This window comes from Stenotrophomonas sp. YJH_SMC_69, from assembly GCF_059370495.1.
Genome location: NZ_JCAFTS010000001.1, coordinates 1 through 25,153 on the forward strand (window position 1 = coordinate 1; position 25,153 = coordinate 25,153).

18 protein-coding genes and 1 other RNA gene are annotated in these 25,153 nt (G+C 66.6%); 6 read left to right on the top strand and 13 right to left on the bottom strand.

Features of this window, described 5'->3' with window-relative positions; all coding sequences use genetic code 11:
* Positions 1–487: 487 nt before the first annotated feature.
* Complete coding sequence (locus AC5P8F_RS00005; protein WP_014646159.1) at positions 488–892, top strand: DUF6165 family protein; 405 nt, start codon at positions 488–490, stop codon at positions 890–892.
* 18 nt (positions 893–910) lie between these two features.
* Here AC5P8F_RS00005 and AC5P8F_RS00010 read toward each other — a convergent pair whose 3' ends face one another.
* A complete protein-coding gene (locus AC5P8F_RS00010) occupies positions 911–1,957 on the bottom strand; it encodes a glycosyltransferase family 9 protein (protein ID WP_495227515.1) in 1,047 nt (348 codons plus the stop codon).
* A 20-nt stretch (positions 1,958–1,977) separates the two neighbouring features.
* On the opposite strand from AC5P8F_RS00010, the gene AC5P8F_RS00015 reads away from it, so the two are divergent.
* Genes AC5P8F_RS00015 through AC5P8F_RS00025 form a run of 3 tightly spaced genes read left to right on the top strand, consistent with a single transcriptional unit; the run spans position 1,978 to position 3,880 of the window.
* A complete protein-coding gene (locus AC5P8F_RS00015) occupies positions 1,978–2,727 on the top strand; it encodes a 3-deoxy-D-manno-octulosonic acid kinase (protein WP_032958195.1) in 750 nt (249 codons plus the stop codon).
* Entirely contained in the window at positions 2,727–3,494 is a 768-nt protein-coding gene (locus AC5P8F_RS00020; protein ID WP_014646162.1) for an MBL fold metallo-hydrolase, read from the top strand. The genes AC5P8F_RS00015 and AC5P8F_RS00020 overlap by 1 nt, the downstream gene beginning before the upstream one ends.
* Positions 3,491–3,880, top strand: a complete 390-nt coding sequence (locus tag AC5P8F_RS00025; RefSeq protein WP_049440697.1) for a nuclear transport factor 2 family protein — start codon at positions 3,491–3,493, stop codon at positions 3,878–3,880. Before AC5P8F_RS00020 ends, AC5P8F_RS00025 begins: the two co-directional genes overlap by 4 nt.
* A 90-nt stretch (positions 3,881–3,970) precedes the next feature.
* On the opposite strand, the gene ffs is transcribed toward AC5P8F_RS00025, so the two are convergent.
* Positions 3,971–4,067, bottom strand: an RNA gene (ffs, locus tag AC5P8F_RS00030) — signal recognition particle sRNA small type.
* 301 nt (positions 4,068–4,368) lie between these two features.
* Here ffs and AC5P8F_RS00035 point away from each other — a divergent pair.
* On the top strand, positions 4,369–4,686 hold the full coding sequence (locus AC5P8F_RS00035) for a DMT family transporter (protein ID WP_005415486.1): 318 nt from the start codon (positions 4,369–4,371) through the stop codon (positions 4,684–4,686).
* 359 nt (positions 4,687–5,045) lie between these two features.
* Positions 5,046–15,938, top strand: coding sequence for an autotransporter-associated beta strand repeat-containing protein (locus AC5P8F_RS00040; protein ID WP_495227516.1), 10,893 nt, complete (start codon positions 5,046–5,048; stop codon positions 15,936–15,938).
* A gap of 100 nt (positions 15,939–16,038) precedes the next feature.
* Here AC5P8F_RS00040 and AC5P8F_RS00045 read toward each other — a convergent pair whose 3' ends face one another.
* From AC5P8F_RS00045 to AC5P8F_RS00095, 11 genes are read right to left on the bottom strand one after another with little or no spacing between them, the layout of a single operon-like run.
* A complete protein-coding gene (locus tag AC5P8F_RS00045) occupies positions 16,039–16,692 on the bottom strand; it encodes a hypothetical protein (RefSeq protein ID WP_239683822.1) in 654 nt (217 codons plus the stop codon).
* On the bottom strand, positions 16,667–17,353 hold the full coding sequence (locus AC5P8F_RS00050) for a TadE/TadG family type IV pilus assembly protein (RefSeq protein WP_032958205.1): 687 nt from the start codon (positions 17,351–17,353) through the stop codon (positions 16,667–16,669). The genes AC5P8F_RS00045 and AC5P8F_RS00050 overlap by 26 nt, the downstream gene beginning before the upstream one ends.
* The gene (locus AC5P8F_RS00055) at positions 17,350–17,733 is read right to left on the bottom strand and encodes a DUF192 domain-containing protein (protein ID WP_032958206.1); all 384 of its coding nucleotides are present in this window, start codon (positions 17,731–17,733) and stop codon (positions 17,350–17,352) included. The genes AC5P8F_RS00050 and AC5P8F_RS00055 overlap by 4 nt, the downstream gene beginning before the upstream one ends.
* A gap of 10 nt (positions 17,734–17,743) precedes the next feature.
* Entirely contained in the window at positions 17,744–18,634 is an 891-nt protein-coding gene (locus AC5P8F_RS00060; RefSeq protein ID WP_014646167.1) for a type II secretion system F family protein, read from the bottom strand.
* A complete protein-coding gene (locus tag AC5P8F_RS00065; protein ID WP_014646168.1) occupies positions 18,631–19,485 on the bottom strand; it encodes a type II secretion system F family protein in 855 nt (284 codons plus the stop codon). Before AC5P8F_RS00065 ends, AC5P8F_RS00060 begins: the two co-directional genes overlap by 4 nt.
* Positions 19,478–21,202, bottom strand: a complete 1,725-nt coding sequence (locus tag AC5P8F_RS00070; RefSeq protein ID WP_495227517.1) for a TadA family conjugal transfer-associated ATPase — start codon at positions 21,200–21,202, stop codon at positions 19,478–19,480. Before AC5P8F_RS00070 ends, AC5P8F_RS00065 begins: the two co-directional genes overlap by 8 nt.
* Positions 21,203–21,215: 13 nt before the next feature.
* On the bottom strand, positions 21,216–22,712 hold the full coding sequence (locus AC5P8F_RS00075) for a type II and III secretion system protein family protein (protein WP_014646170.1): 1,497 nt from the start codon (positions 22,710–22,712) through the stop codon (positions 21,216–21,218).
* Positions 22,699–23,493 (bottom strand): Flp pilus assembly protein CpaB, encoded by a 795-nt coding sequence (cpaB, locus tag AC5P8F_RS00080; RefSeq protein ID WP_014036170.1) that lies wholly within the window; start codon positions 23,491–23,493, stop codon positions 22,699–22,701. Before cpaB ends, AC5P8F_RS00075 begins: the two co-directional genes overlap by 14 nt.
* The gene (locus AC5P8F_RS00085) at positions 23,490–23,675 is read right to left on the bottom strand and encodes a hypothetical protein (RefSeq protein ID WP_049440694.1); all 186 of its coding nucleotides are present in this window, start codon (positions 23,673–23,675) and stop codon (positions 23,490–23,492) included. The genes cpaB and AC5P8F_RS00085 overlap by 4 nt, the downstream gene beginning before the upstream one ends.
* Positions 23,676–23,685: 10 nt before the next feature.
* Positions 23,686–24,354: a hypothetical protein gene (locus AC5P8F_RS00090; RefSeq protein WP_014646172.1), complete on the bottom strand. Its 669-nt coding sequence runs from the start codon at positions 24,352–24,354 to the stop codon at positions 23,686–23,688.
* Entirely contained in the window at positions 24,338–25,153 is an 816-nt protein-coding gene (locus AC5P8F_RS00095) for a TadE/TadG family type IV pilus assembly protein (RefSeq protein ID WP_014036173.1), read from the bottom strand. Before AC5P8F_RS00095 ends, AC5P8F_RS00090 begins: the two co-directional genes overlap by 17 nt.

Below are 25,153 nucleotides of genomic sequence, written 5' to 3' on the forward strand. Positions count from 1 at the left end.
CGTAGTGACCCTGTACTGATCTGGCGCGGGACGCGACGCGCTCTGCGCGTCGCCCCACACGTTGCTGCGCAACGCGTGGGCCCCTCCCTTTGCCGGCCTCTCCCCGCCCCTGTCGGGGCAGCCCCTCAACAGAGGGGCTTGATCCTCCAGATGCATCACGGGAGATCCGCGCGGTGCGATGCGCGGCGGGAATCACGCCGTAGTGACCCTGAACTGATCTGGCGCGGGACGCGACGCGCTCTGCGCGTCGCCCCACACGTTGCTGTGCAACGTGTGGGCCCCTCCCTTTGCCGGCCTCTCCCCGCCCCTGTCGGGGCAGCCCCTCAACAGAGGGGCTTGGTCCTCCAGATGCATCACTGAGATCCGCGCGGTGCGTGGATGCTGTTCCTGCTGGCAGGCTCATCCACGCATGACGTGGATCTACCGGGGATATCCGTGCGGACGCTGCGGGTTACCATGTACGCATCACCTGCTGGAGCTTTTCCCCATGACCGCTGAAATCCTCGTTCCCGTTTCTTTCGGCGAGCTGCTGGACAAGATTTCGATCCTGCAGATCAAGTCCGAGCGCATCAGCGACGAGGGCAAGCTGGCCAACGTGCGCAGGGAGCTGTCGGCGCTGGAGCAGACCTGGATGGCACACCCGGCGGCCGTGAAGGACATCGCCAGGCTGCGTGCCGAGCTGAAGGTGGTCAACGAGCAGCTGTGGGAGATCGAGGACGACATCCGGCTGAAGGAGAAGGCGCAGGCGTTCGACCAGGGCTTCATCGACCTGGCGCGCAGCGTGTACCTGCGCAATGACGAACGCGCGCGCATCAAGAAGGCGATCAACCTCGCACTGGGCTCGGCGTACGTGGAGGAGAAGTCCTATCAGGATTACGCGCAGCGCGTGTAATCCCGGGCGGCCTGCCGCTCACCCCAGGTGGTCGGCGACGTAGCGTTCGAAGGCAGCGATACCGTCTTCCACGGTGATCAGTTCCATCACATCGTCGAACTCGATCTTGGTGCCCCACTTCAGATCGGTGGCCTGCTTGGCGAGGTATTTGCGTGCCGCATCGTCGTAGCGGTCCACGCAATAGCGACGATCCGAGTACGGGCCGCTGCGGTTCGGATTGCTGGCCGCATGCAGGCCCAGCACCTTGGCGCCCATCGCGTTGGCGATGTGCATCGGGCCGGAATCGGGCGTCATCACCAGGTTGGCGCGGGCCAGCAGGGCGGGCAGCTGCTTCAGCGTGTCCTTGCCTACCAGGTCCAGCGCCGGCGTGTGCAGCTGTGCCTGGATGGCGTCGGCCATGCTGCGCTCAAGTTCGCTGCGGCCACCGCACAGCACCACCTGCCAGCCGCGCGTGACCGCGTGGTTGGCCACGGCGGCGTAGCGGTCGGCGTACCAGTTGCGGCGCACGTGGCTGGAGCAGGGCGAGATCATCAGCACCGGGCGACCATCGTCGCGCCACTGCGCGGCGGCCCACTCATATGCCGACTGCGGCACGGCCAGGTCCCAGCTGACCTCGGTCTGGCGCACGCCCAGCGGTTCGCAGAAGCTGCCGATGGCATCGAGCACATGGATGCCGGGACGGTCGGGAATGCGTTCGTTGATGAAAAGCCCATGCAGGTCCTTCGAGCGGCTGCGGTCGTAGCCGATGCGGCGCTCGGCCGGAATGAAGGCCGACAGCAGGTTGGCGCGGAACGCGACCTGCATCTGCAGCAGCGCTTCGAAGCGCCCCGGCGGCAGCTGCCTGCGCAGTTCCTTGACCCCGGCCATGCCGCTCTTCTTGTCGTAGGCATGGAAGGTGACGCCGGGCAGGCCGTCGAGCAGCTTGTGGCCGACCTTGTCGATGATCCAGTGGATCGGCGTGTCCGGGCGCGCGGCCTGCAGGGTACGCACCAGGGGCACCACGTGGGTGACATCGCCAAGTGCGGACAGGCGCAGGAGGCACAAGGAGGAGGACGCTGATGCCATGTGTTGTTAGACTCAATGAAATGGTCGCATTCGACGCCAATGAAGCGCTGACGCCATGCCGCGAGGGTCGCGGCATCGGGGCCATTCTGTTCGACCGCGAGCGGCTGCGGCAAGCCGAGATCGGCCTGTTCTCGCCCCAGCACTGGGGCAGCAGGGCCCGGCCGGTGGGCGAGGGCGGCCGCGGCAGCGCCTGGTTCGTCGATGCGCCGTTCGGTGCCAGCGTGCTGCGCCACTACCTGCGCGGCGGCATGGCGGCCCGTATAAGCCATGACCAGTACCTCTGGCGCGGATCGGACCGGACCCGCAGCTTCGCCGAATTCCGCCTGATGCGCGCCCTGCGCGAGAAAAAGCTGCCGGTGCCACGGCCGATCGCCGCGTTCTACATGCGCGAGGGCCTGCGCTACCGGGCGGCGATCCTGATGGAGCGGATCGAGGGCGTGCGCTCGCTGGCCGACCGCGCACTGGTGGCCGGCCGGGGGGCTCCCTGGGAGGAGACCGGGCGCCTGATTGCCCGTTTCCATCGTGCCGGCCTGGACCATGCCGATCTCAACGCGCACAACATCCTGTTCGATGGCAGCGGCCATGGCTGGCTGATCGATTTCGACCGCGGCGTGATCCGCATCCCAGCGACCGCCTGGCGCGAGCGCAACCTCAAGCGCCTGCTGCGCTCGCTGATCAAGCTGCGCGGCGAGCGCAGCGTGGAAGACGTGCAGAAGGACTACGCGCGGCTGCGCCGTGCCTATGACATGGCCTGGAACCGGGGCACCTGATGGACTGGGCGTTGCGTTTCCTCGGCGTCGGCAATGCGTCGGCGGTCGAGCTGGGGTCGCCGATGTCGGTGATCGAGCGCGATGGGCGTCCATGGCTGACCATCGATTGTGGTGGCGAAGGACTGACCGCGTTCAAGGCGCACTACGGGCAGATGCCGCAGGCGCTGTTCGTCACCCATGTGCACCTGGACCACGTGGCCGGCTTCGAGCGCCTGTTCGTGGATACCTTCTTCAATGCGCACCGGCGCGGCAAGGTGCGCCTGTACGTGCCCGCCACGGTGGTGCCGCTGCTGCACAAGCGCATCGGGGATTACCCGAACGTGCTGGCCGAGGGCGGTGCGAACTTCTGGGATGCCTTCCAGCTGATCGTGGTGGGCGAGGCGTTCTGGCACGAGGGCGTGCGCCTGGAAGTGTTTCCGGTGCGCCACCACTGGCCGGAGACGGCCTATGGCCTGCGCCTGCAGGGCGCGCTGACCTGGAGCGGCGATACCCGGCCGATTCCGGAGATGCTGGCACGCTTTGCCAGTGACAACGAACTGATCGCTCACGATTGCGGCCTGCACGGCAATCCCTCGCATACCGGCGTGGACGATCTGGAGCGTGAGTACAGCGCCGAACTGCAGGCGCGGATGATGCTGTACCACTACGCCAGCGCGGCCGATGGTCTGGCGCTGGCTGCGCGTGGGCACCGCGTGGCGCAGCCGGGGCAGTGCGTGCCGCTGGCGAGCCCGACCGCCCCGCACGTGCTGGTCCAGGACCCGCCGTGAGCGGTACCGGCCAGCCCGCAGATGCGGCGTTGGCTGCCGGGCTGGAGGCGCTGGAGCGCGCACTGCATGCGCCGCAGGTGCGTGCCGACCGCGAGCAACTGGCCGCATTGCTGGATGAGGATTTCAGCGAGATCGGCAGCTCCGGCCAGTGCTACGACCGTGCGGCCGCGCTGGTGGAGATTCCGCTGGAGCGTGCCCAGGTGCAGATCGAATCGGAGCAGTACGCCGTCTGGCTGCTGTCGCAGGACCTGGCCCAGGTGCGCTACCGCAGCCGCCATCACCTTGATGGGCAGCTGCAGCACTGGGTGCTGCGCAGTTCGCTGTGGCGCCGGCACGGGGACAGATGGCGCATGGTGTTCCACCAGGGCACGCCCGAGGCAGGGTAGCGCGGCGCCATGCCGGGCCAAGAATGCGAAGCCGGGGTCAGATCCCTTTGCCATGCAAAGGGATCTGAGCCCAGTGCGGAAAAGGCGGTGGCCCCGCCGGCTGACCTCGGCGCCCGCGTCGATCGATACCGTTGCTGCCTTCCGGCCCTGGCGGGGTTTTCGACCTAGCGTCGCGAGGGGCCGACGGGGCCACCATAGAGACGTTGGCCGCCCGGTGGGCGGCCAGTTCACGGATCAGGGGAAACAGCGCGCGGCGCGCCGGAGACCACAGCCGGACTGCACATCGGGCTGGCCGATGGCAGACGCGCATTCTAGCGCAGACGGGCCCATCGACGCCAGCTTCATGCACTGAATCGGCTGTAACCCGCTCCCGGCGGCAGCGGCCGGTACCCACCCCCGTTGCTAGAATGCCGGCCAGGAGGAACGACCTCCCCCACATCGGGAACCAATGACCAGGACGGCCTGGCCCTACCAAGAGGAGGGCCGTCATGGCCTGGATCTATCTGTTGTTTGCCGGCCTGCTGGAAATCGTCTGGGCCGTGTCCATGAAGCAGTCCGAAGGCTTCACCCGGCTCACCCCCACCGTAGTCACCATCATCGGCATGATCGCCAGCTTCTGGTTGCTGGCGGTGGCCATGCGCAGCCTGCCGCTGGGAACCGCCTATACGATCTGGACCGGCATCGGCGCGGTCGGGGCGTTCGTGGTTGGCATTGTGTTCCTGGGCGAGCAGGTCAGCCCGATGCGGATCGGTGCGGCGGTGTTGATCGTTTCCGGCCTGGTGCTGATGAAACTCTCCAGCAGCTGAATTTATTTACTCATGGCGGGGAATGGATTCTCCGCCACACGCAGCAATATGCATTTTCGGCAAAACCATTTTGTCCGCCCCTGTTATTTGACGCACGTCATAAAAATAGCGCGCGTGATTCACATGCCGCTGGCACCGTCGGTCGCACAGTGCCGCCATTCGTCGGGCGAAATCGGGGAGTTTTCGGCTTGACGGACGCGCTGGCGCACCTGTCCCCGGGTGCGATCGCGTGAAGATGTGAAGATTTTCAGGAGTTAATGCCTTCAGGCCTTGTTCCCGTTCGGGGAGCCGGGGTGGGCCGCATTGTCTCCAAAAAACCTGCCAGCTGTGCCATCCGGTCTTTTCATGGAGATTTACCGATGAACCGCATTTACCGTCTGGTTTTCAATCATGCCCTTGGGGTAATGCAGGTTGCTTCGGAGGTCGCCCAGAACCCCGGCGGAAGCGCGGTCAGCGCAGGGCGGGTGCCGCGATTGCGGGCGCACCAGCTGGCGGCGGCTTTGGCCGCCACACTGGCCAGCGGATCGGCATTCGCAGCGTGCACCGGCACCACAACCGTAAACTGCGACAGCACCACCAGCATCAACAACTACTCCAACGCGACCAACGGCCTCACGCTGAACATCGACGCGGGTGCATTGCTGCGTACGCCGCCGATTGTAGGCGGCGGCAACGCAGCAACGCTGACCGGCGACAACGTGACGGTCAACAACAATGGCACGATCGATCCGAGCTCGATCATCCTCGCCTCGCCCGGCCTGGTCATCGGCAATGGTTCTGCCAACAACAGCGCGATCGTCGTCAACAACAACGCCAGCGGACAGATCAAGGGTGTCGTCAACATCGCAACGCTGTTGGGCTTCGGTGGACAGGCGCTGGTGGCACAGAATGTCAACGGCACCACCACCATTAACAACGCCGGCCTGATCAGCACGTCGCTGATCGGTGCAGGCAGCGTTTCCGACGCGACCACGGTGGTGACCTATGGTGGTGCAGCCGCCAATGTGACCAACACAGGCACCATCGACGGACGCGTCGGCCTGGGTGCTTCTGGCGGTAACACGTTCCTCAATGCGGGGGCGGTCAGTGGCAGCGTTCACCTGGGTGATTCAACCGGCGGCAACACCTTCACCGCAGTGTCGGGTTCCAGCGTTGTGAGCGGCGGCGGCAGCGCTCTTGCCGGCGTGATTACCGGTGTCACCGGGGTAAAGGTTGCGGCTGCGGGATCGGTCGACGCCGGTACCGGCAGTGGTGCGGCCAACAACACGCTGGTGTTGCAGAACGTCGTCAGCGGTCCGGGGTCCGGCACCGGCGGAGCGGTGACCACGCTGGGCTGGAACCAGTACCTCAACTTCCAGAAGCTCACCGTCAACAGCGGCACCTGGAACCTGCAGGGGGCGTGGGCGGGTGCGGGTACGACCACGCTCAATGATGGCCTGGTCAATTTCAACAATGCCGGTTCCTTCGGCACAGGGCTGTTCACCGCCAACGGCGGTGCCATCGCCTCTGCCACGGCCGGTCTGAACCTGGCCAACGCTTTCAGCCTTGGTGGCAATCTGTCCCTGGCAGGGACCAATGCGTTCAGCCTGGGGGGCTTGCTGTCCGGTACTGGCGGGCTGACGGTCAACAACACCGGCATCGTTACTCTCGGCGGCGCAAACCTGTTCTCCGGCGGCGTCAACCTCAATGCCGGCGGCCTGGTACTGGGCAATGCCGGTGCACTGGGCAGCGGCAACCTGACCGTGGGTGGCAGCGCTTCACTGGATACGACGGCGGGCTTCACCCTGGGCAACAATCTGGTGATCAATGGCGGGGGCTCGCTGAACCTGCTCGGCAGCAATGCGTTGTCATTGAACGGTTCGATCTCCGGTGCCGGCAACCTGACCAAGAGCGGCGCCGGCACCCTCACCTTGAACGGCGCCAATGCGCTGACCGGCAGTTTCAACCTGGCCGGAGGCGCGTTGGCGCTGGGCGCGGGCGGCAGCCTGTCACCCACCGGTGCGATCACGGTCGGCGTCGGTACCACCCTGGACCTGTCGGCGGCCGCCAACCAGACCATCGGTTCGCTGGCGGGCCTCGGCGGTTCGGTCAACCTGGGCAGCCACACGCTCACCCTCGCGGGGCTGGGCGATACCAGCTACAGCGGCACGTTCGCCGCAGGCACGGGTGGCCTGGTCAAGCTGGGCACCGGCGTGCAGACCTTGTCGGGCGTGAACAACCTCAGTGGCGGCGTGGCACTCAACGGCGGCGGCCTGCTGCTGGGCAATGCTGCTGCGCTGGGCAGCGGTGCGCTCAGTGTCGGCGGCAACGTGACGCTCGATGGAACCACGGGGGCGCTTGCACTGGCCAACGCGGTCAACCTCGGTTCGGGTGCCAGCCTCAATCTGCTCGGCAACCAGGCGTTGACGTTCAACGGCGTGATCGGTGGCGCCGGTGGCCTGGTCAAGAGCGGTGCGTCGTCGCTGACGCTCAATGGCGCCAACACCTTCGGCGGCGGCGTGGCGTTCAATGCCGGCAGCCTGGTGCTGGGCAACGCTGGAGCACTGGGAACCGGTGCGCTGAATGTTGGTGGCGTGGTGTCGCTCGACACCAGCGCGGCGCTTGCGGTCGGCAATGGCATCACGCTGGGCGCGGGTGGCTCGCTCAATGTGCTGGGCTCGAACGCATTGACGCTGGGCGGCGCCATCGGTGGCACCGGCAGCCTGGTCAAGAACGGTGCCGCCACGCTTACGCTGGGTGGCGCAAATACCTTCACCGGCGGCCTGGCGATCAATGCCGGCAAGGTTGCGGTGGGCAGCGGCGGAAGCCTGGCCGCCGGCGGTGCGGTCAGCCTGGCCGGCGTTGGCGCGGACCTGGACATCTCGCTCGGCGGCAACCAGACCATCGGCGCGCTGTCCGGTATTGCCGGCAGCACGGTGACGCTGGGCAGCAGCACGCTCACCTTCGGTGATGCCACCAACCAGACGTTCGCGGGCGTGATCGGTGGTACCGGCGGCCTGGTCAAGCAGGGCACGGGCATCCAGACGCTGAGCGGCGCCAACACCTTCAGTGGCGGCGTGAATCTGACGGCGGGCGGCCTGCTGCTGGGCGACAGCAGTGCGATCGGCAGCGGGGCGTTGACGGTCAGCGGCAACGGTTCGCTGGATACCACGGCAGCGTTGAACCTGGGCAATGCGATCAACCTCGGCGCGGCCCTGACCCTGCCGGGCAGCCAGAACCTGGCCCTGGCCGGCAACATCACGGGCACCGGCAGCCTGGTCAAGAACGGCGCGGCGACACTGTCCTTGAACGGTACCAACACCTTCAGTGGTGGACTGAACGCAAACGCTGGCGCCCTGCTGCTGGGCAACAGCGGCGCACTCGGCACGGGGACGCTGGGCATCGGTGGCAACGTCTCGCTCGACGGCAGTGCGCCGCTGAACCTGGGCAACAACGTGGCACTGGGTGCAGGCGCCGCGTTGTCGCTGCCGGGTTCGCAGTCGATCACGCTGGGTGGGGTGGTGTCCGGTGCGGGCAGGCTGGTGAAGAACGGTGCCACCACCTTGACCCTCAATGGCGCCAACAGCTTCGGCGGCGGGCTGACCGTCAACGGCGGCGGCCTGCTGCTGGGCAATGCCGGCGCGCTGGGCACCGGTGCATTGTCGGTGGGGGCCAATACCACGCTGGACAGTTCGGTGGCGCTGGACCTGGCCAACAGCGTCAACCTCGGCGCCGGTGCGGTGCTGGATCTGCTGGGCAGCCAGAACGTGTCGCTGGGGGGCGTCATCAGCGGCACCGGCGGGCTGGTCAAGAACGGTGCGGCGACACTGGGGTTGAACGGCGCCAATACGTTCAGCGGGGGCGTCGGGATCAACGCGGGCGTACTGCAGCTTGGCAACGCACAGGCGCTGGGTACCGGCCAGCTGGACGTGGGCGGCAACGCTTCGCTGGATGCCACTGCGGCGCTTTCGGTGGGCAACACCCTCGGCCTCGCCGCCGGCGCCAACCTCACCGTGCTGGGCAGCAATGACCTGACGCTGACCGGTCCGGTGTTCGGCGCCGGCGGGCTGATCAAGGATGGCGCGGCGCGCCTCACGCTGTCTGGCGCCAACACGTTCGGGGGTGGCACCACCGTCAACGCCGGCACGCTGGCGCTGGGGGCCGGTGGCAGCCTTGCCGCGGCCGGTGCGGTGGATCTTGCCGGTGCCGGTGCGACGCTGGACATCTCCGCAGCCGGTGCCGCGCAGACCATTGGCGCACTCAACGGCGTCGCAGGCAGCCAGCTGGCGCTGGGCGCGCAGTCGCTGACCTTTGGCGGCGCCGGCAACGGCAGCTTTGCCGGCGTGATCGGTGGCACTGGCGGCCTGGCCAAGACGGGTACCGGCGTGCAGACGCTGTCCGGTGCCAACACCTTCAGTGGCGGTGTTGCACTCAACGCGGGTGGCCTGATCCTCGGCAATGCCAGCGCGCTCGGCACCGGTGCGCTGGGCATCGGTGGCACTACCACGCTGGACAGCACGGTGGCGTTGAACCTGGCCAATGCAGTGAACTTCGGTGCGGGCACGCAGCTGACGCTGGGCGGCAGCAACGATGTCACGCTCGGTGGCGTGGTGGCCGGCAATGGCAGCCTGGTCAAGAACGGTACGGGCCTGCTGACCCTCAACAACACCAACACCTTCGGTGGCGGCCTGACCCTGAACGGTGGTGGCCTGGTCGTCGGTGCGGATGGTGCGCTTGGTACCGGCGCGCTGGCGGTGAATACCAGCACCACGCTGGATGCGGGCGCGGCAGTGACGCTCGGCAATGCGGTCACGCTGGGCTCGGGCGTTGCACTGACGGTGCCGGGCAGCAATGCGCTGACGCTGTCGGGCGTGGTCGGCGGCAATGGCAGCCTGATCAAGAACGGCGCTACCACGCTGACGCTGTCCGGTGCCAACACCTACACCGGCGGTACCACCATCAATGCCGGCACGCTGGCGCTGGGCACGGGCGGCAGCCTGGCCGCGGCGGGTGACGTCACGTTGGGGGCGGGCGCCGGCTTCGATATCTCCGGTGCCGGCAGCAGCCAGACCATCGGCGCACTCAATGGTCTGGGCGGCAGCACGCTGGCGCTGGGCGGAAACTCATTGACGTTCGGTACGGCCGGCAACGCCGCGTTCGACGGCGTGATCAGTGGCGGCGGGGGGCTGGTCAAGGTGGGCGCGGGCGTACAGACGCTGTCCGGTGCCAACACCTTTGGCGGCGGCGTGACCCTCAATGCAGGCGGGCTGGTACTCGGCAATGACGCGGCGCTGGGCACCGGTGCATTGACGGTCGGCGGTGCTGCCACGCTGGATACCACCGGCCTGGCAACGCTGGCCAACAACATCGCGCTCAACGCCGGGCTGACTGTGCTCGGGACCAACGCACTGACGCTCAACGGCGTCCTTTCCGGTGCCGGCAGCCTGACCAAGAACGGCAGCGCGACGCTGACCTTGAATGGCATCAACAGCTATACCGGTGGCACCAACATCAACGCCGGCACGCTGGCGCTGGGGGCCGGTGCCAGCCTGGCGGCGAGCGGTACCGTGAACCTCGCCACAGGTGCCACGCTGGATCTGTCTGCCGGCAGCGGCACGCAGGTGTTCGGAACCCTGGTCGGCAACGGTACGGTGAACCTCGGCGCCAACTCGATCGAAGTCGGCGGCGCCACCAATGGCACCTTCAGTGGCTCGATCGCAGGCACGGGTGGCCTGACCAAGGTCGGTACGGGCATCGAGACGCTGACCGGTGCCAACACCTACAGCGGCGGCACCTTCATCACTGCCGGTACGCTGGCGATTGGTCCGGGCGGCAGCCTTGCAGCCACCGGCGCGGTGACGCTGAGCGCTGCAGGCACCGGCTTCGATATCTCCACCGCAGGTGCCAACCAGACCATCGGCTCGTTGAACGGCGTGGCGGGCTCGACGGTGAGCCTGGGTGCACAGACGCTGACACTCGGTGGTGTGGGCAACAGCCTCTTCGATGGCGCGATTTCCGGCACCGGTGGCCTGGTCAAGAATGGCGCCGGCGTCCTCACGCTGGGAGGCGCCAATCTGTTCAGTGGTGGCGTCGCACTCAACGGTGGTGGCCTGGTGGTCGGCAACAACGCTGCGCTCGGCAGCGGTGCGCTGGCAGTGGGCGGCAACGCGACGCTGGATGCATCGACAGGCGTCAACCTGGCCAACAACATCGGGCTCGCAGCGGGCGCGAACCTCGACCTGCTTGGCAGCCAGGCGCTGACACTGGGCGGTGTGATTTCCGGTACCGGCGGCCTGGTCAAGGACGGTGCGGCCACCGTGACCCTGAGCGGTGCCAACACCTACACCGGTGGTACCACCATCAACAACGGCACGCTGGCGATCGGCGCGGGTGGCAGCCTCGCCGCGACCGGCGCGGTGAACCTGGCCGGTGCCGGCACGTTCGACATTTCGGCGGGCAACCAGGCCATCGGCTCGCTGGCCGGCGTCGCCGGCAGTACGGTGGCGCTGGGTGGCAGCACGCTGACCCTGGGCGGCAACGTGGACAGCACCTTCAGCGGTGCGATCAGTGGCAACGGCGGTCTGGTCAAGAACGGCGCAGGCGTGCAGACGCTCAACGGCGGCAGCACCTTCAGCGGCGGCGTAACGCTCAACGCCGGCGGCCTGGTGGTCGGCAACAATGCTGCGCTGGGCACCGGTGCGGTGACGGTCGCAGGCGCTGCGACGCTCGATTCGAACACAGCGGTCACCCTCGCCAACAACTTCACCCTCAACAACGCGTTGACCGTCCTCGGCAGCAACAACCTCACCCTCAACGGCAACCTGAGCGGCACCGGCAGCCTGACCAAGGAGGGAGCCGCAACGCTGACCCTGAACGGCACCAACACCTACACCGGTGGCACCAACATCAACGCCGGTACATTGGCACTGGGTGCTGGCGCGAGCCTGCACGCCAGTGGCATCGTCAACCTGGCCTCGGGTGCGATCTTCGATCTGTCGGCGGGCAGCGGCACGCAGCAGTTCGGCACACTGGTCGGCAACGGTACGGTGAACCTGGGGGCCAACACGCTGACGATCGGTGATGCCAGCAATGGCACGTTCAGTGGTTCGTTGGCCGGCTCGGGTGGCCTGATCAAGGAAGGCTCGGGGACCCAGACGCTGACCGGCACCAACACCTTCACCGGGGGTACCACCATCAACGCCGGCACGCTGGCGATCGGCGCCGGTGGCAGCCTGGCGGCGACCGGTGCGGTGAACCTGGCCAATGCCGGTACCACCTTCGACATCAGCGCGGGTGGTGCGCAGGCGATCGGTTCGCTGGCAGGCGTGGCGGGTTCGACCGTTGTGCTGGGCGGCAGCACGCTGACCCTCAATGGCGTGGGCAATACCACGTTCGCCGGCACCATCGGAGGGGCCGGTGGCCTGGTAAAGAACGGCGCAGGCATCCAGGGCTTGACTGGCGTCAACGTCTTCACGGGCGGCGTGACCCTCAATGCCGGTGGCCTGCTGCTGGGCAACGACGGTTCGCTGGGCACCGGCGCGCTGACCGTGGGCGGCAACGCCAGCCTGGACGGCACCAGCGCGCTGACCCTGGCCAACACCGTGCAGCTGGCCAATGGCACGCTGACCCTGGCGGGCAGCAACGCGCTGACCTTGAATGGCCCGATCAGCGGCGCTGGCGGCCTGCTGAAAGATGGCGCGGCAACCGTCACCCTGGGCGGCGCCAGCACCTACACCGGTACCACCACCATCAACAGCGGCACGCTGGCGGTGGCGGCCGGTGGCAGCCTGTCCGGTGCCAGCACGGTGAACCTGTCCGGTGCCGGCACGTTGGACATCAGTGCCGGTGGCAGCCAGAGCATCGGTGGCCTGGCCGGCGTGACCGGATCCAGCGTGGTGCTGGGCGGTGCGACCCTGACCACCGGCGGCAACAACGGCAGCACCACCTTCGGCGGTGTGCTCAGTGGCACTGGTGGCCTGGTGCAGAGCGGCACCGGCACGCTGACCTTGAGCGGCGACAACGTCTATACCGGCGGCACCACCATCAATGGTGGCAGCACGCTGCAGATCGGCAACGGCGGCAGCACCGGCTCGGTGCTGGGCGACATCACCAACAATGGCAGCCTGGTCTACAACCTGGGCACGACGGCAACCGTGGGCGCGGTGGTCAGTGGCAGCGGCGGCCTGACCCAGGCCGGTAGTGGCACGCTGGTGCTGACCGGCAACAATACCTACACCGGCGGTACCACCATCAATGCCGGCGGCACGCTGCAGGTGGGCAATGGCGGTGCGACCGGCGCGATCGTCGGTGACATCACCAACAACGGTGCGCTGGTGTCCAACGTGGCCGGCAACACCTTGCTGGGCGGCACCATCAGCGGCACCGGTGGCCTGACCCAGGCCGGTGCCGGTACGCTGACCCTGACCGGCAACAACACCTATACCGGCGGTACCACCATCAATGCCGGTGGCACGCTGCAGGTGGGCAATGGCGGTGCCACCGGTGCGATCACCGGCAATGTCGCCAACAACGGCAGCCTGGTCTTCGACGTCGCGGGCAACACCACCGTCGGCGGCGCGATCAGTGGCAGTGGTGGCCTGACCCAGGCCGGCAGCGGGGTGCTGACCCTGGTCGGCAACAACACCTACAGCGGCGGTACCACCATCAATGCCGGCGGCACGCTGCAGGTGGGCAATGGCGGTACAACCGGCGCCATCGCCGGCGACATCACCAACAACGGTGCGTTGATTTCCAACGTGGCCGGCAACACCGCGCTGGGCGGCACCATCAGTGGCAGTGGCGGCCTGACCCAGGCCGGCAGCGGTACGCTGCTGCTGACCGGCACCAACACCTACACCGGCGGTACCACCATCAATGCCGGTGGCACGCTGCAGCTGGGCAATGGCGGTGCGACCGGTTCGATCGTCGGTGATGTCACCAACAATGGCACGCTGCTGTTCAACGTGGCCGGCAACACCACGCTGGGCGGCACCATCAGCGGCAGTGGCGGCCTGACCCAGGCCGGCAGCGGCACGCTGACCCTGACCGGCAACAACACCTATACCGGCCCGACCACCATCAACGCCGGTGGCACGCTGCAGGTTGGCAATGGCGGTGCGACCGGTGCGATCGGCGGCAGTGTCGTCAACAACGGCAGCCTGGTGTTCAACGTGGGTGGCAACAGCACCGTCGGCGGCGCCATCAGCGGCAGCGGCGGCCTGACCCAGGCCGGCACCGGCACCGTGGTCCTGGCCGGCAACAACACCTATACCGGCGGCACCACCATCAACACCGGCGGCACGCTGCAGGTCGGCAACGGTGGCGCGAGCGGTGCGATCACCGGCAACGTCAGCAACAACGGCAGCCTGGTGTTCAACGTGGGTGGCAACACCACCGTCGGCGGCACCATCAGCGGCAGCGGCGGCCTGACCCAGGCCGGCACCGGCACCGTGATCCTGACCGGCAACAACACCTATACCGGTGGCACCACCATCAACGCCGGTGGCACGGTGCAGGTCGGCAACGGTGGGGCCAGCGGCGCCATCACCGGCAACATCACCAACAACGGTGGCCTGGTGATCAACACCGGTGGCACCACCACGCTGGGCGGCAGCATCAGCGGCGGCGGCAGCATCGTGCAGGCCGGCCCCGGTGGCCTGAACCTCGGCGGCAACAGTGGTGGCTTCAACGGTACCGGCCAGGTCACCGGCGGCGGCCTGAATGTCACCGGCACCATCGGCGGCCAGTGGACCATCGGCAGCGGTACCACGCTGTCCGGCACCGGCACCATTGGTGGCACCGGCGGTGGCGTGACGGTGTCCAGTGGTGGCGTGCTGTCGCCGGGTAATGGCCCGGGCAACGGCAGCGGCACAGGCAATGGCACCGGCACGATCACCGTGGGTGGCAACCTGACCCTGTCGCCGGGCAGCACGCTGGGCATCGATCTGGGTGCCAGCGGCAGCGATACGGTACAGGTGGGCGGCAGCGCCAACGTGGGTGGCAGCACCGTAAAGGTGAACACCATCTCGCCGAGCACCAGCTACCAGCAGGGCCAGCAGTACACGGTGATCAACGCGGGCGGTGGGGTGAGCGGGCAGTTCGCCTCGGCGAACTCGCCGTCGGCCTTCCTGACCATCACCCCGGTCTACACCGCCAACACCGCCAACCTGCAGATCGACGTGGCGCAGACGGCGGCGTTCACCACCGTGGCCAACACGCGCAACCAGTACAACACCGCTGCGGCGCTGGACAGCCTGCCGCAGAGTGGCGCGGCGCTGGGCCTGTACAACACGGTGCTGCTGTATGACGCCAGCACTGCGCGCAGCGCATTCGACCAGCTCTCCGGCGAAGTGCACGCGGCCAGCCGCGCGGTGCTGCTGTACGACAACTACCTGGAAGAGGGCATCCGCCAGCGCCTGGGCAGTGAGCTGCCGACCGTGCGTGGTGAGCGTGCCTCGGCCTGGCTGGCTGGTAGCGGCAAGGTGTTCAAGCAGGATGGCGATGGCAATGGCGATGAGATCCGTTCCAACCGCAATGCGGTGATGGCGGGTGTGGACTGGCAGCTGGGTGAACACGTGGTGCTGGGTGCGGCGGCCGGCAACGAACGGCTGGATACGCGCCTGTACGATCGCAGTTCGCGCGCCCGCCTGCGCGGCAACACGTTCGGCCTGTATGCACAGGGACAGTGGAACAACGGCTTTGCGGTCGGTGGCAGCGTGTCGCGCGGTGACTACCGCACGCGCACCACGCGTGAAGTGCCTCTGCTGGGCCAGACCCTGTACAGCCGCCAGGATTCGGACGTGACCATCGCCCAGGTCGAAGGCAGCTGGACCTGGACCCATGGCAGGACCCAACTGCAGCCGTACGTGCAGTTCACCCGGCACTGGGTCGACAGTGATCGTGCGCTGGAGCAGGGTGGCAGTGCCGCACTGGTGCTGGAAGGTGGCAAGGACACGCTCAACGTCAGCACGGTGGGCGTGCGGGGCCGCTGGGACGTGGGTAGCGGCGCGCGCTTCCCGGCGCAGCTGACCGTCGGCCTGGGCTGGCAGCATGCATCGGGTGACACCGATGTGGCCAGCCGCAACCGCTTCGCGGTCGGTGGCGATGCCTTCGATGTCTACAGCGCGGTGATGGCACGCAATGCGCTGGTCAGCCAGCTCGGCGTGGCGGTCGGCCTGGGTCGCAACAGCCAGCTGTCGATGTTCGTGCAGGGCCAGCACGGTGATGGCCGCCGCGATGTCGGCGGGCAGATCAACCTGCGGGTAGGCTTCTAAGGGGGGCGGGCCAGCGGTAGATCCACGCGCTGCGTGGATCTACCGGCGCGGAGGGAGTGAGACCTCCCGCGCCACGGTGTCGGCACTGCAACCACCTCGCTCAGTTCGCCGCATCCTGCGTGCGTCGCCGCAATCCGGCGGGCGGGTCGAACAGGCTCGACGGCACCTCATCGAATGTGACCTCGGTAACCCGCAGGCCGCGTTCGGTACGCTGGTTGCCGGTGCGTCCGCGGTAACCCAGCAGCAGGCCCGTGCGGGTATCGATCCACAACGTGCCGGAGGTGGTGCCATCAGGGCCCTGCGCATTGTCATAGCGCCAGCCGGCAGCGAGGCGACCCAGGATGAACTCGCCGGGTGCGGGAGAGCAGCGCCCTCCGATCGTGTGGCATGGGGCGGCAGGATCGTACCAGTAGGGACCACTGGCGTCGGCGACCGGCAGCGTGTAGTTGCCGCGCTCGCTCACCAGCCATGCCCGGCCGCGCTGGCCCTGGGTGGTCAGCCATGCATCGGGCGCATTGTCGCCGCGGAAATCAATACGGATGGCAGGCCCGCGCAAACGGATCTCGACCTCGACCTCACCACCAGGCGAACTTGGACCGAGTGGGCCCAGGCCATAGGCGCGTGCCAGCAATCGCGCCTGTGGAGGTTCGTTGTCAGCAGCGTCCGTGGATTGCGCGGCGACGGCCCAGGTTGCTGCCATCAACAGGCTGGCCAGCAGCACCTGCATGTCAGCGCGCCAGGTTGTTGCTGTCATGCACGGGGCTCTGCATGCGGACGATCGCGTAGGACTCGATCGGCATGCGGCGATGGCCGGTGATCGGGTCCTCGATCAGCATCGAGGCCGGGCGGAAGCTGTCGCCTTCGCTGACCAGGTCTGAAAGACCGGCAATCACCCGGTCGGCAAAGGGAACGATCAGGGGCATCGGATAGGTGACCTTGATCTTGAGGATGTTGGCGTCCTGCACGCTGACGCGGCTGCTGCCGACACGTGCATCGCGGAAGGCAAGATTGTCGTTCGGCAGCGCATAGCGCCCATCGAACTGGCGCTCGCGGAACTCGTTGTACGCCGCGCGGCTGGGTGAAATGACCTCGATCTTCGGTGACAGCAACGGGTTCTTCCACAGCAGGGCGACCTTGGCGCGGGCGGCGACGGCACCGGCGGCATCCGGCGAGGTCGCGTACAGGGGAGCCATTGCCATTTCCAGTGCGCTGCGCATCTCGGAATGATTGACGCCACTGACCGCGCCGGCACGCGCGGCCTGCAGCGTGGCGAAATCCAGCAGCGACTTGGCGCGATAGATCAGGACGAACTGGAAGATGACCAGGATGAGGAAGACGAAGGCCGGAACCACGATGCAGAATTCAATCAGCGATTGGCCCCGCTGCTGGCGGATGGATGTGCGGATGTGCTTCATTGCAACGCCCTCGTGGATGGCGGTGCCGCAGGCGGAGAAGGGCACCATTGGAACGTCTCGCCCAGCACCGGAGCAATATGCCTGAGGCTGTCCACCGGCATTTCCAGCGTCGAGTAGGCGCCGCGGCACCAGGCGCCGCGCCATGGGCGCACGGCCTCGCGCCAGCCAACGGCGCGCTGATCGCGGTCCAGGAACAACAGGTCGAGTGGATACCCCATGGCCAGGGTGTGCACGCTCGAGCAGGGGGTTATCAGCAGGCCTTGCCCAGGCTGGAGTGGCGCGCGCAACAGCAGGCCGCGCAGCCGCTGGTGCCAGCGATCGGCATGCCAGACGCAGCTGAGCAACTGCTGGTGGTCGCGGATCAGGGCGCCGGTTCTCATGTGCGGGGACTCACAGGATGCCCTGCTGCTTCATCTGCAGGAAGATGAAGTAGGCCAGGACGACGAAGATCAGCGGGAAGAAGAACAGCACCAGCGGCAGCATCATCTTCACCGGCGCTTCCAGGGCCAGCTTCTCGGCGCGAAGGAAGCGCTCTTCGCGGCGCTGCATGGCCTGCGAGCGCAGTGTGTCACTCAGGCTGGCACCCACCCGGTCCGCCTGGATCAAAGCGCTGGTGAAGCTGGTCACCTGGGAAATGTCGGCGCGATCGGACATGCGCCGCAGCGCTTCGGCACGCGGAAGGCCGGCGCGCAGATCACGCAACATGCGCGAGAACTCCTGTGACAGCGGACCGGGTGGACCCTTGTCGACGGACTGTTCGATCGCACCGGTGATGTTCAGGCCCGCTTCGACGGCCATGGTGATGAAGTCGAGGAAGATAGGCAGGTCGCGGATCACATGCTTGGAGCGCGCTTTCCGCCGTTCGCCCAGCCACAGCGTGGGATACATCCACCCGAAGGGTGCGCCGAATGCCAGGGCCATCAGCACGGAGCCGACTCCGAACCGGCCCAGCAGGATGATGGTGAGCAACAGGAAGGTACTGGCCACGGCGGCGGAGACGATCCGTGCGCCATACAGTTCTTCCGGTGACAGCACGAAGTCCTGGCCGGCCGACTGCAGGCTGCGATGCGCGCGCTCCAGCTGTGCCGAGGACAGGCGCGGCCCGGCCAGGCGCGTAGCGACCGTAATCAGCGGCCACAGGATGCGCAGCAGCAGCGGCAGCGGATCCTGGTAGTTGCGCTGGTCCACCTCGACCGACTGCACCAGTCCGCGCAGCGCGAATGCAAGCAGCCCAACAGCGGCAGCGGCAAGCAGTGCGACCAGGATGAGCAGGGCGTTCATATATCGATCGTCATGATTTTGCGGCACATGCGGTAGCCGAGGTATTCCAGTACCCCGATCAGGGCCATGACGCACCAGCCGATGAAGGTGTGGAACATGGGGTTCATCGTTTCTGGATAGAACAGCACGAGGAAGCCGACAAGGCCGGCTGGCAGCATCGCCATGACGATGCCCTGCAGGCGCCCCTGCGCGGTAAGTGCCTTGACCTTGCCTTCCATGATGAGCTTGCGCCGCAGCGTTTCGGCGAGCGTGGAGAGGCTCTCGGCGAGATTGCCACCAACCTCGCGCGAAATGCTGACGGCGGCCACGAACAGCTTCACGTCGGCAATGGGCACGCGGGCGGCGAAGTTGTCCAGCGCCTCCTCCGTGCGCACGCCCATGTGCTGCTCGCGCAGTACCAGTGCCAGCTCCTGGGCCAGCGGAGGCAGGCCGTCATGGGCCAGTGCTTCCAGCGCAGGATTGAAGCCGACGCCGGCCTTGAGGCTGCCGGCCAGCATCAGCAGCCCGTCGGGCAACTGCTGCTGGATCTGGTCGAGGCGGCGCTGCTTCAGCCACAGGTAGATCTTGCGTGGCGCTATGGCCAGCAGGATCAGGGCCAGGATCGGCAGCAGCAGGTTGCCGCCGGTGACGATCCACAGCAGCACGGGAATCGCCAGCAGCATCAGGACATTGGTCCTGAACAGCACGCGCGGGTCGACGAACAGGAACATGTCGGCCAGATTGACCCGCGCCTGGTCCATGAAGTTGGCGCGGTAGCGGTCCATGAAGCCGGAGCTGGCACGCGCCAGCAACAGCACCGAGCCCGTCACGCAGGCAAAACACAGCAGGGCGATCAGCAGGATGTCACTCATTCCGCCGTCCCCCGGTACGGAAAATGTCCAGGTCAACGGCGACGCCGCGCTCGGCAAGCTCTTCATAGAACTCCGGCACTGCACCGGTCGCGACGAACTCGCCCACCACCTTGCCATCGCGTCCGGCAGTGGAGCGTGCCTTGAACAGGAACACATCCTGCAGCTGGATGGTTCCGCTTTCCATGCCCGTCAACTCAGTGATGTGGCTGACCTTGCGCGAACCGCAGGGGAAGCGCTTCTGGTGCACGATCAGGTCCACTGCCGACGAGATCTGTTCGCGCACCACCGTCATCGGCAGCTCCATGCCGGACATCATGACCATCACTTCCAGGCGCGACAGCGCCTCGCGCGGATTGTTGGCATGGGCGGTGGTCAGCGATCCTTCGTGGCCGGTGTTCATGGCCTGCAGCATGTCCAGTGCTTCGCCGCCGCGGCACTCGCCGACCACGATGCGGTCCGGGCGCATGCGCAGCGCGTTGCGTACCAGGTCGCGGATGGAAATGTGGCCCTTGCCCTCCATGTTGGGAGGACGCGCTTCCAGGGCAACCAGGTTGGGCTGGACGAGCTTCAGTTCGGCCGCGTCCTCGATGGTGACGATGCGATCGGTATCGGGAATGAAGTTGGAAAGGATGTTGAGCAGGGTGGTCTTGCCGGAGCCGGTGCCGCCGGTGACGACGATGTTGCGCCGTTCGCGCACCGCAACGATCAGGAATTCCAGCATCGGCTGGCTGAGCGAACCGAAGGTGAGCAGGTCCTTTCCTTCCAGCTTGCGCTTGGCGAACTTTCGGATGCTGATGCTCGGACCGCGCAGCGCCACCGGCGGAATGATGGCGTTGACGCGGGAGCCATCCTTCAGCCGCGCGTCGACCATCGGCGAGCTTTCGTCGATGCGGCGACCGAGGGGCGTCACGATGCGCTCGATGGCTGACAGCACCGCGCGGTCACTGGTGAAGACAATGGGGGACCGTTCGATCCGGCCCGCACGTTCAATGAAGATCTGGTCGTGCGCGTTGACCATGATTTCCGTCACCGTCGCATCGTCGATCAGGTCTTCCAGCGGGCCCAGGCCGATGGCCTCATCGAGCACCTCCTTGGCCAGCCTGCGTGGGTTGATCGTCTTGGGCAGCTCGGAGAACTCCCGTTGCATCACCTCATCGATCAGCTTGATCGTGGCGTTGCGCAGCGACTCATCGTCCATGCTGCGCACGTCAAGCCGGCGCAGGTCCATCTGCTTGACCAGCGAGGCATGCAGCTTTGCACGATAGACCGCCATGTCCGGCGGCAGCTGCTCCGGCCGCGCCAGCTGGCGTTCGCTGGATGGCTGCGCCGGTGCGGGTGCCGGTGCGGGCGTGACGTCCACCGGTACATCGTTGGCCGCGCCCGCATTGAAACTTCCAGCATCGGCGAGGGGTTCGGCCGGCGGGTCGTCGTCCACCACCTGCAGCAGGTAGTCGCCGATCTGCACGCGGTCACGGCTGGTGAGCGGGCCACGGCTGCCTTTGACCTGTTCGCCATTCACCAGTACCGGCGAGCGGCCTCCCAGGCTCTCGATGAAGATGCCCTGGTCCTCGCGCTTCAGCGCCGCATGGCGTTGGGCGATGCTCCAGCCCTGCAGCACCACCAGGTTGCCGTCGCCACGGCCGATCCCGCATTCACGGTGCAGGCAGCGGACACGTCGCTGGTCGCGGTTGGGTGTGTCGATGAGGATGTTGAACATGCGACGGCTCCGGTCACTGCACGAAATCTTTGTTCCGGCGCGGCATGGCCTGCTGGCCGCGCTCCTGGATCTGTCGCGCACGCTCCAGGCCATCGAGGTTTTCCTGCGAGCCCGGCGTCACCACGCGCGGAGTAACGAACATCACCAGCTCGGTACGGTTGCCACGGAAGCCATCGGAGCGGAACAGCTTTCCGAGGATCGGGATATCGCCCAGCAGCGGCAGGCGCTTGGCATCCTGCTGCGCGCTGGAGTCGATCAGCCCGGAGATGACGATGGTTTCCCCTGCGTGGACGTTGATTTCCGACTCGGTGCGGCGGGTGGTGAAGCCAGGCACGCCCTGCACGGTCACCGTCGGATCGACGCGGCTGACCTCAGCCAGGATGCGGGTGGAGATGTCCTGGTTGAAGTTGACCAGGGGCTCGATGTCGAGCTTGATGCCGTATTCCTTGTAGTCGACGGTGACCTGGCCGAAGCCCTGCGGAACCGGGATCGGCACTTCGCCGCCGGCCAGGAACTTGGCCTGCCCGCCGCTGCGGGCGCTGAGTTGGGGCGAGGCCAGCAGGAACGCCTTGCCCTTGTTCATCATCAGGTTGATCGCCGAGCCGATCTGCGTGGCGATGCCAAAGAAGGCCTGGGTTCCCTGCAGCTTGTTCGGCAGCAGCACGCCGTTGGCCGGGCTCTGCTCGGGGTTGATGCGGTAGTAGTTGTTGTTGGTGAAATCCTTGACGATGCCCGCCACCGGGCCACGGATGACGTTGTCCCACTGGATGCCGAGTTCTTCCAGCGCATTGGTGTCGAATTCCATGATCTTCACGTCCATCTGCACCATCGGGCGCATGCCCACCGGGTCGGCAGTAGTGAAATTCAACACCGTCGGGTAGATCTTCTGGATCGCATCAATGCGGCTGCCGATGCCCGGGTTGATGTCCTGGCCGGTAATGACCACACGGTCGGCGACCGCATGCACATTGATCTTTTCCACGTCGGCCAGCAGGGTACGGATGGTCTCGGCCAGGCTGACGGCATCGTTCTCGGAGATGTCCACCTGCACCTGCAGCTGCTTGCCGTTCTGCAGCCACAGGTGAACCGTGGTGGAGCCGGGCTTCATGCCCATCATGATCAGGTCGCGCGGGCCGACGTTGGTGACCTCGAGCATCTCGCCACTACCGACGGCCACGCGCTTGAGCCCGCTGGGCAGCGTGTAGACGGCGGCCTGGCCGGCATAGATCCGGGCGCGGGTGGGCAGCGGCACCGCAGGCATGGCCGATGCGCTGGTGCGATAGGCGGGATCGGGAACCGGCGCCGGGAAGGCGCTCTGCCCACCGGGTACCGGTGCATGGTTGGTGTTGGGCTGCGGTTGCGCCTGGACAGCAGGGCGCGGTGCGGCCATGACCGGTACCGGGGTCAGCTGGGTGCCGGTGGTCTGTGCCACGGCCAGCAGTGGCGAGGTGACAACAGCGATGGCCGCAGTGGCGGCGATGAGGCTGCGGATTCCATTATTGCTGCGCATTCGTCGACCCTTTGCCCCCAATGATGAATTGCACGCCAGCACGACCCTGCGTGCCGTTGCCGAGCAGTTCCCTCTGCGTCATGCCACTGAGGCCGAACGCACCACGATCCTCCACCTGGCGAAGCATCACCCGCATCGAACCGGCCTTGGCGGCGACCGTGAGTCGCTGCGCCTGTGCCGGTGTCAGTTCCAGAGTGATGTTCGAATAGCCCTGCTGGTCTTCCGAGGCCGGCGTTTCGCCGACGCGGTTGCCGGTTGCCAGAACGTTGATGTCCTCAAGCAGCGGCAGCACCCGGGCACCGGTCTGTTCCTGCTCGACGGTGAGCAGGATGTCGACGTGATCTCCGGGAGCAATCATGCCGGAGATCGAGTTCGTCTCGTCCACCTGGAGGGTGTAGCCCACGTTGCCCTTGGCGATCACGCGCGAGAACTGGTCGTACAGCGGTACCAGTGCACTGGCACCCAGCGGTGCACCTTCGCGGATCGGCGCGCGCAGCATGCGGCCGCTGTACTCGGACACATTGTCCGGCGTGATCGCATCGGCAGGCGGCAGGTCGGCGGGGACTTCGCGCACTGCAAGGTCGGCAACGGTGACAATGCTGCCCGGCTCCATGTCGGTCTTGGGCACGGCTACCGGCACCATTTCCACCGGCGGAGCGGCACGCTCGTTCACTGCCTTCTGCACGTAGCGCACGGCGACCAGGGCCGCGAACAGGCCGAGCGCGAGGGCGATGATGATGAAGACGACGTTGCGGTTGGCTTTCAGCGGGAGCGCCTTCATACGACTCCCATCGACAGCATATAGGTGAACCCCTGGTACGCCTTGCGCAGTGAATCGATCAGCTCGAGCACGATGTTCGGCTCGGCGACCAGGACCAGGACACCGACGGAAGCGACCACGGCGTACTCGATCAGTGCGGCCCCGCGCTGGCGGCGTAGGGACGTGGGAATGCGTTTTCTCATGGCGGTGGTCTCAGTGCTGCGACTGGTTGACGACAATCGAGGTTCCCTGCTCGTGCCGGTTGAAGGTCATGGTCATTTCCTGGCTGCCCTTGCTGTAGCGGACAACGCACTGCAGCGCGATCATCGAACACCCCGCAGGGCCGGAACTTCGGCTCCAGCCGTCCGCAGGGAGGCGGCTGGCATAGAAGGCATCGGTCTGGAACGGAGACAGCGTGCTTTCCATGGACAGGCTGCGCCCGGGCGTGTCCAGGTAGGTGATGTCATTGATCACCTGCGTCCCGGACGGTTTCGGGAAATCGGCGCCGGCCGCGGCATCGGGCTTGCGCTTGAGCAGGCGTGTAATGCCGATCTGTGACTGGCTGCCACTGCCCTTGGCCGATACCTCGATGGTCACGTAGTACTCGCCGTGTGCGTGGCCGATCACGGTCTTGCCGCCGACCTCGTTGATCACGGTCTGCCCGGGCCATTCGCGGTTGTAGTAGCTGACGATGGACGACACCGGCAATGCGGACGTGAAGCGCGAGATGCGCATGGGCAGGCCGTTGTAGAGCATGTCCTTGGCCACCCACTCGCTCTGCGCGCCCTCGGGCTCGGGAATGTCCGGCCAGGACGCGGCCAGCGCAGGCCAGGCGAACAGCAGCGCGGCCAGTGCCGCCAGCAGGTCAACGCGACGGCGCATAGGCAGGCAACTTGTCGACAGGCACCACGTCGGGCGCGATGTAACCGGGATCAAGCCTGCTCAGCGTCCCGATCATCGGGATGCCGGAGAGGCCGTCAAACGCCTTGGCGATGCCCGCCATGTGCTGGGATGGCACCAGTGGCTTGACCTGCGCGATCACCGAGCGTGACGAGTTGACCTTGAGCCCGGAACCGGCTGCATTCCAGGGGTCGGCCAGCACCACATGGGTGGCCTGCAGCTTCAGGCCCAGCGAATCGAAGGGTTCCAGATAGGCGGCAGCACTGCCGTTGGCACTTTTCAGATCCTGCACATCCAACCGCAGCTGGGCCTGGGTCAGGCCGTTGCGGTTGGGCGGGAACGAACCGAACATCGAGGTCACGTCGCCGATCTTCTTCATCATGCCGCCTGCCGACGTGCTGGTGTAGGAGACCAGGGCGAGGTCACCGCGCCGCACCAGCGGCTGGTTGGAGAAGGTATTCATCAGGACGTCGCCGACGGCGGCATCGCGTGCGCCGGTCTGCGCTTGGCTGACGATGGGATCGTTGGCACGCCCGAAATAGCGGTCGACGGCAAGATCGCGCTGGCGGCCGCTGGCCGGCAGCTTGTAGTCCGGCGATACGGTGGCTTCCCAGGCGATCGCGCGCGCGGCCTGCTGGGTGGCCTGGCGGGCGTGGATGTACTTGGCCAGGATCGGGATCAGCAGGAAGATCGGCACCAGCACGGCGCAGAGCACGGCGACTTCGGTGAGACTCTGGCCGCGCTGGCGACGCGCGCCGCGGAATGGGCGTTCCCTGTCCAT

Bases quoted from the DNA above. Each gene is read 5' to 3' on its own strand.
- AC5P8F_RS00040 (WP_495227516.1), top strand. From the start codon at position 5,046: ATGAACCGCATTTACCGTCTGGTTTTCAATCATGCCCTTGGGGTAATG.
- AC5P8F_RS00065 (WP_014646168.1), bottom strand. From the start codon at position 19,485: ATGAGTGACATCCTGCTGATCGCCCTGCTGTGTTTTGCCTGCGTGACG.
- AC5P8F_RS00095 (WP_014036173.1), bottom strand. From the start codon at position 25,153: ATGGACAGGGAACGCCCATTCCGCGGCGCGCGTCGCCAGCGCGGCCAG.
- AC5P8F_RS00005 (WP_014646159.1), top strand. From the start codon at position 488: ATGACCGCTGAAATCCTCGTTCCCGTTTCTTTCGGCGAGCTGCTGGAC.
- AC5P8F_RS00050 (WP_032958205.1), bottom strand. From the start codon at position 17,353: ATGAAGCACATCCGCACATCCATCCGCCAGCAGCGGGGCCAATCGCTG.
- AC5P8F_RS00075 (WP_014646170.1), bottom strand. From the start codon at position 22,712: ATGCGCAGCAATAATGGAATCCGCAGCCTCATCGCCGCCACTGCGGCC.
- AC5P8F_RS00035 (WP_005415486.1), top strand. From the start codon at position 4,369: ATGGCCTGGATCTATCTGTTGTTTGCCGGCCTGCTGGAAATCGTCTGG.
- AC5P8F_RS00070 (WP_495227517.1), bottom strand. From the start codon at position 21,202: ATGTTCAACATCCTCATCGACACACCCAACCGCGACCAGCGACGTGTC.
- AC5P8F_RS00010 (WP_495227515.1), bottom strand. From the start codon at position 1,957: ATGGCATCAGCGTCCTCCTCCTTGTGCCTCCTGCGCCTGTCCGCACTT.
- AC5P8F_RS00015 (WP_032958195.1), top strand. From the start codon at position 1,978: ATGGTCGCATTCGACGCCAATGAAGCGCTGACGCCATGCCGCGAGGGT.
- AC5P8F_RS00060 (WP_014646167.1), bottom strand. From the start codon at position 18,634: ATGAACGCCCTGCTCATCCTGGTCGCACTGCTTGCCGCTGCCGCTGTT.
- cpaB (WP_014036170.1), bottom strand. From the start codon at position 23,493: ATGAAGGCGCTCCCGCTGAAAGCCAACCGCAACGTCGTCTTCATCATC.
- AC5P8F_RS00020 (WP_014646162.1), top strand. From the start codon at position 2,727: ATGGACTGGGCGTTGCGTTTCCTCGGCGTCGGCAATGCGTCGGCGGTC.
- AC5P8F_RS00045 (WP_239683822.1), bottom strand. From the start codon at position 16,692: ATGACAGCAACAACCTGGCGCGCTGACATGCAGGTGCTGCTGGCCAGC.
- AC5P8F_RS00090 (WP_014646172.1), bottom strand. From the start codon at position 24,354: ATGCGCCGTCGCGTTGACCTGCTGGCGGCACTGGCCGCGCTGCTGTTC.
- AC5P8F_RS00085 (WP_049440694.1), bottom strand. From the start codon at position 23,675: ATGAGAAAACGCATTCCCACGTCCCTACGCCGCCAGCGCGGGGCCGCA.
- AC5P8F_RS00055 (WP_032958206.1), bottom strand. From the start codon at position 17,733: ATGAGAACCGGCGCCCTGATCCGCGACCACCAGCAGTTGCTCAGCTGC.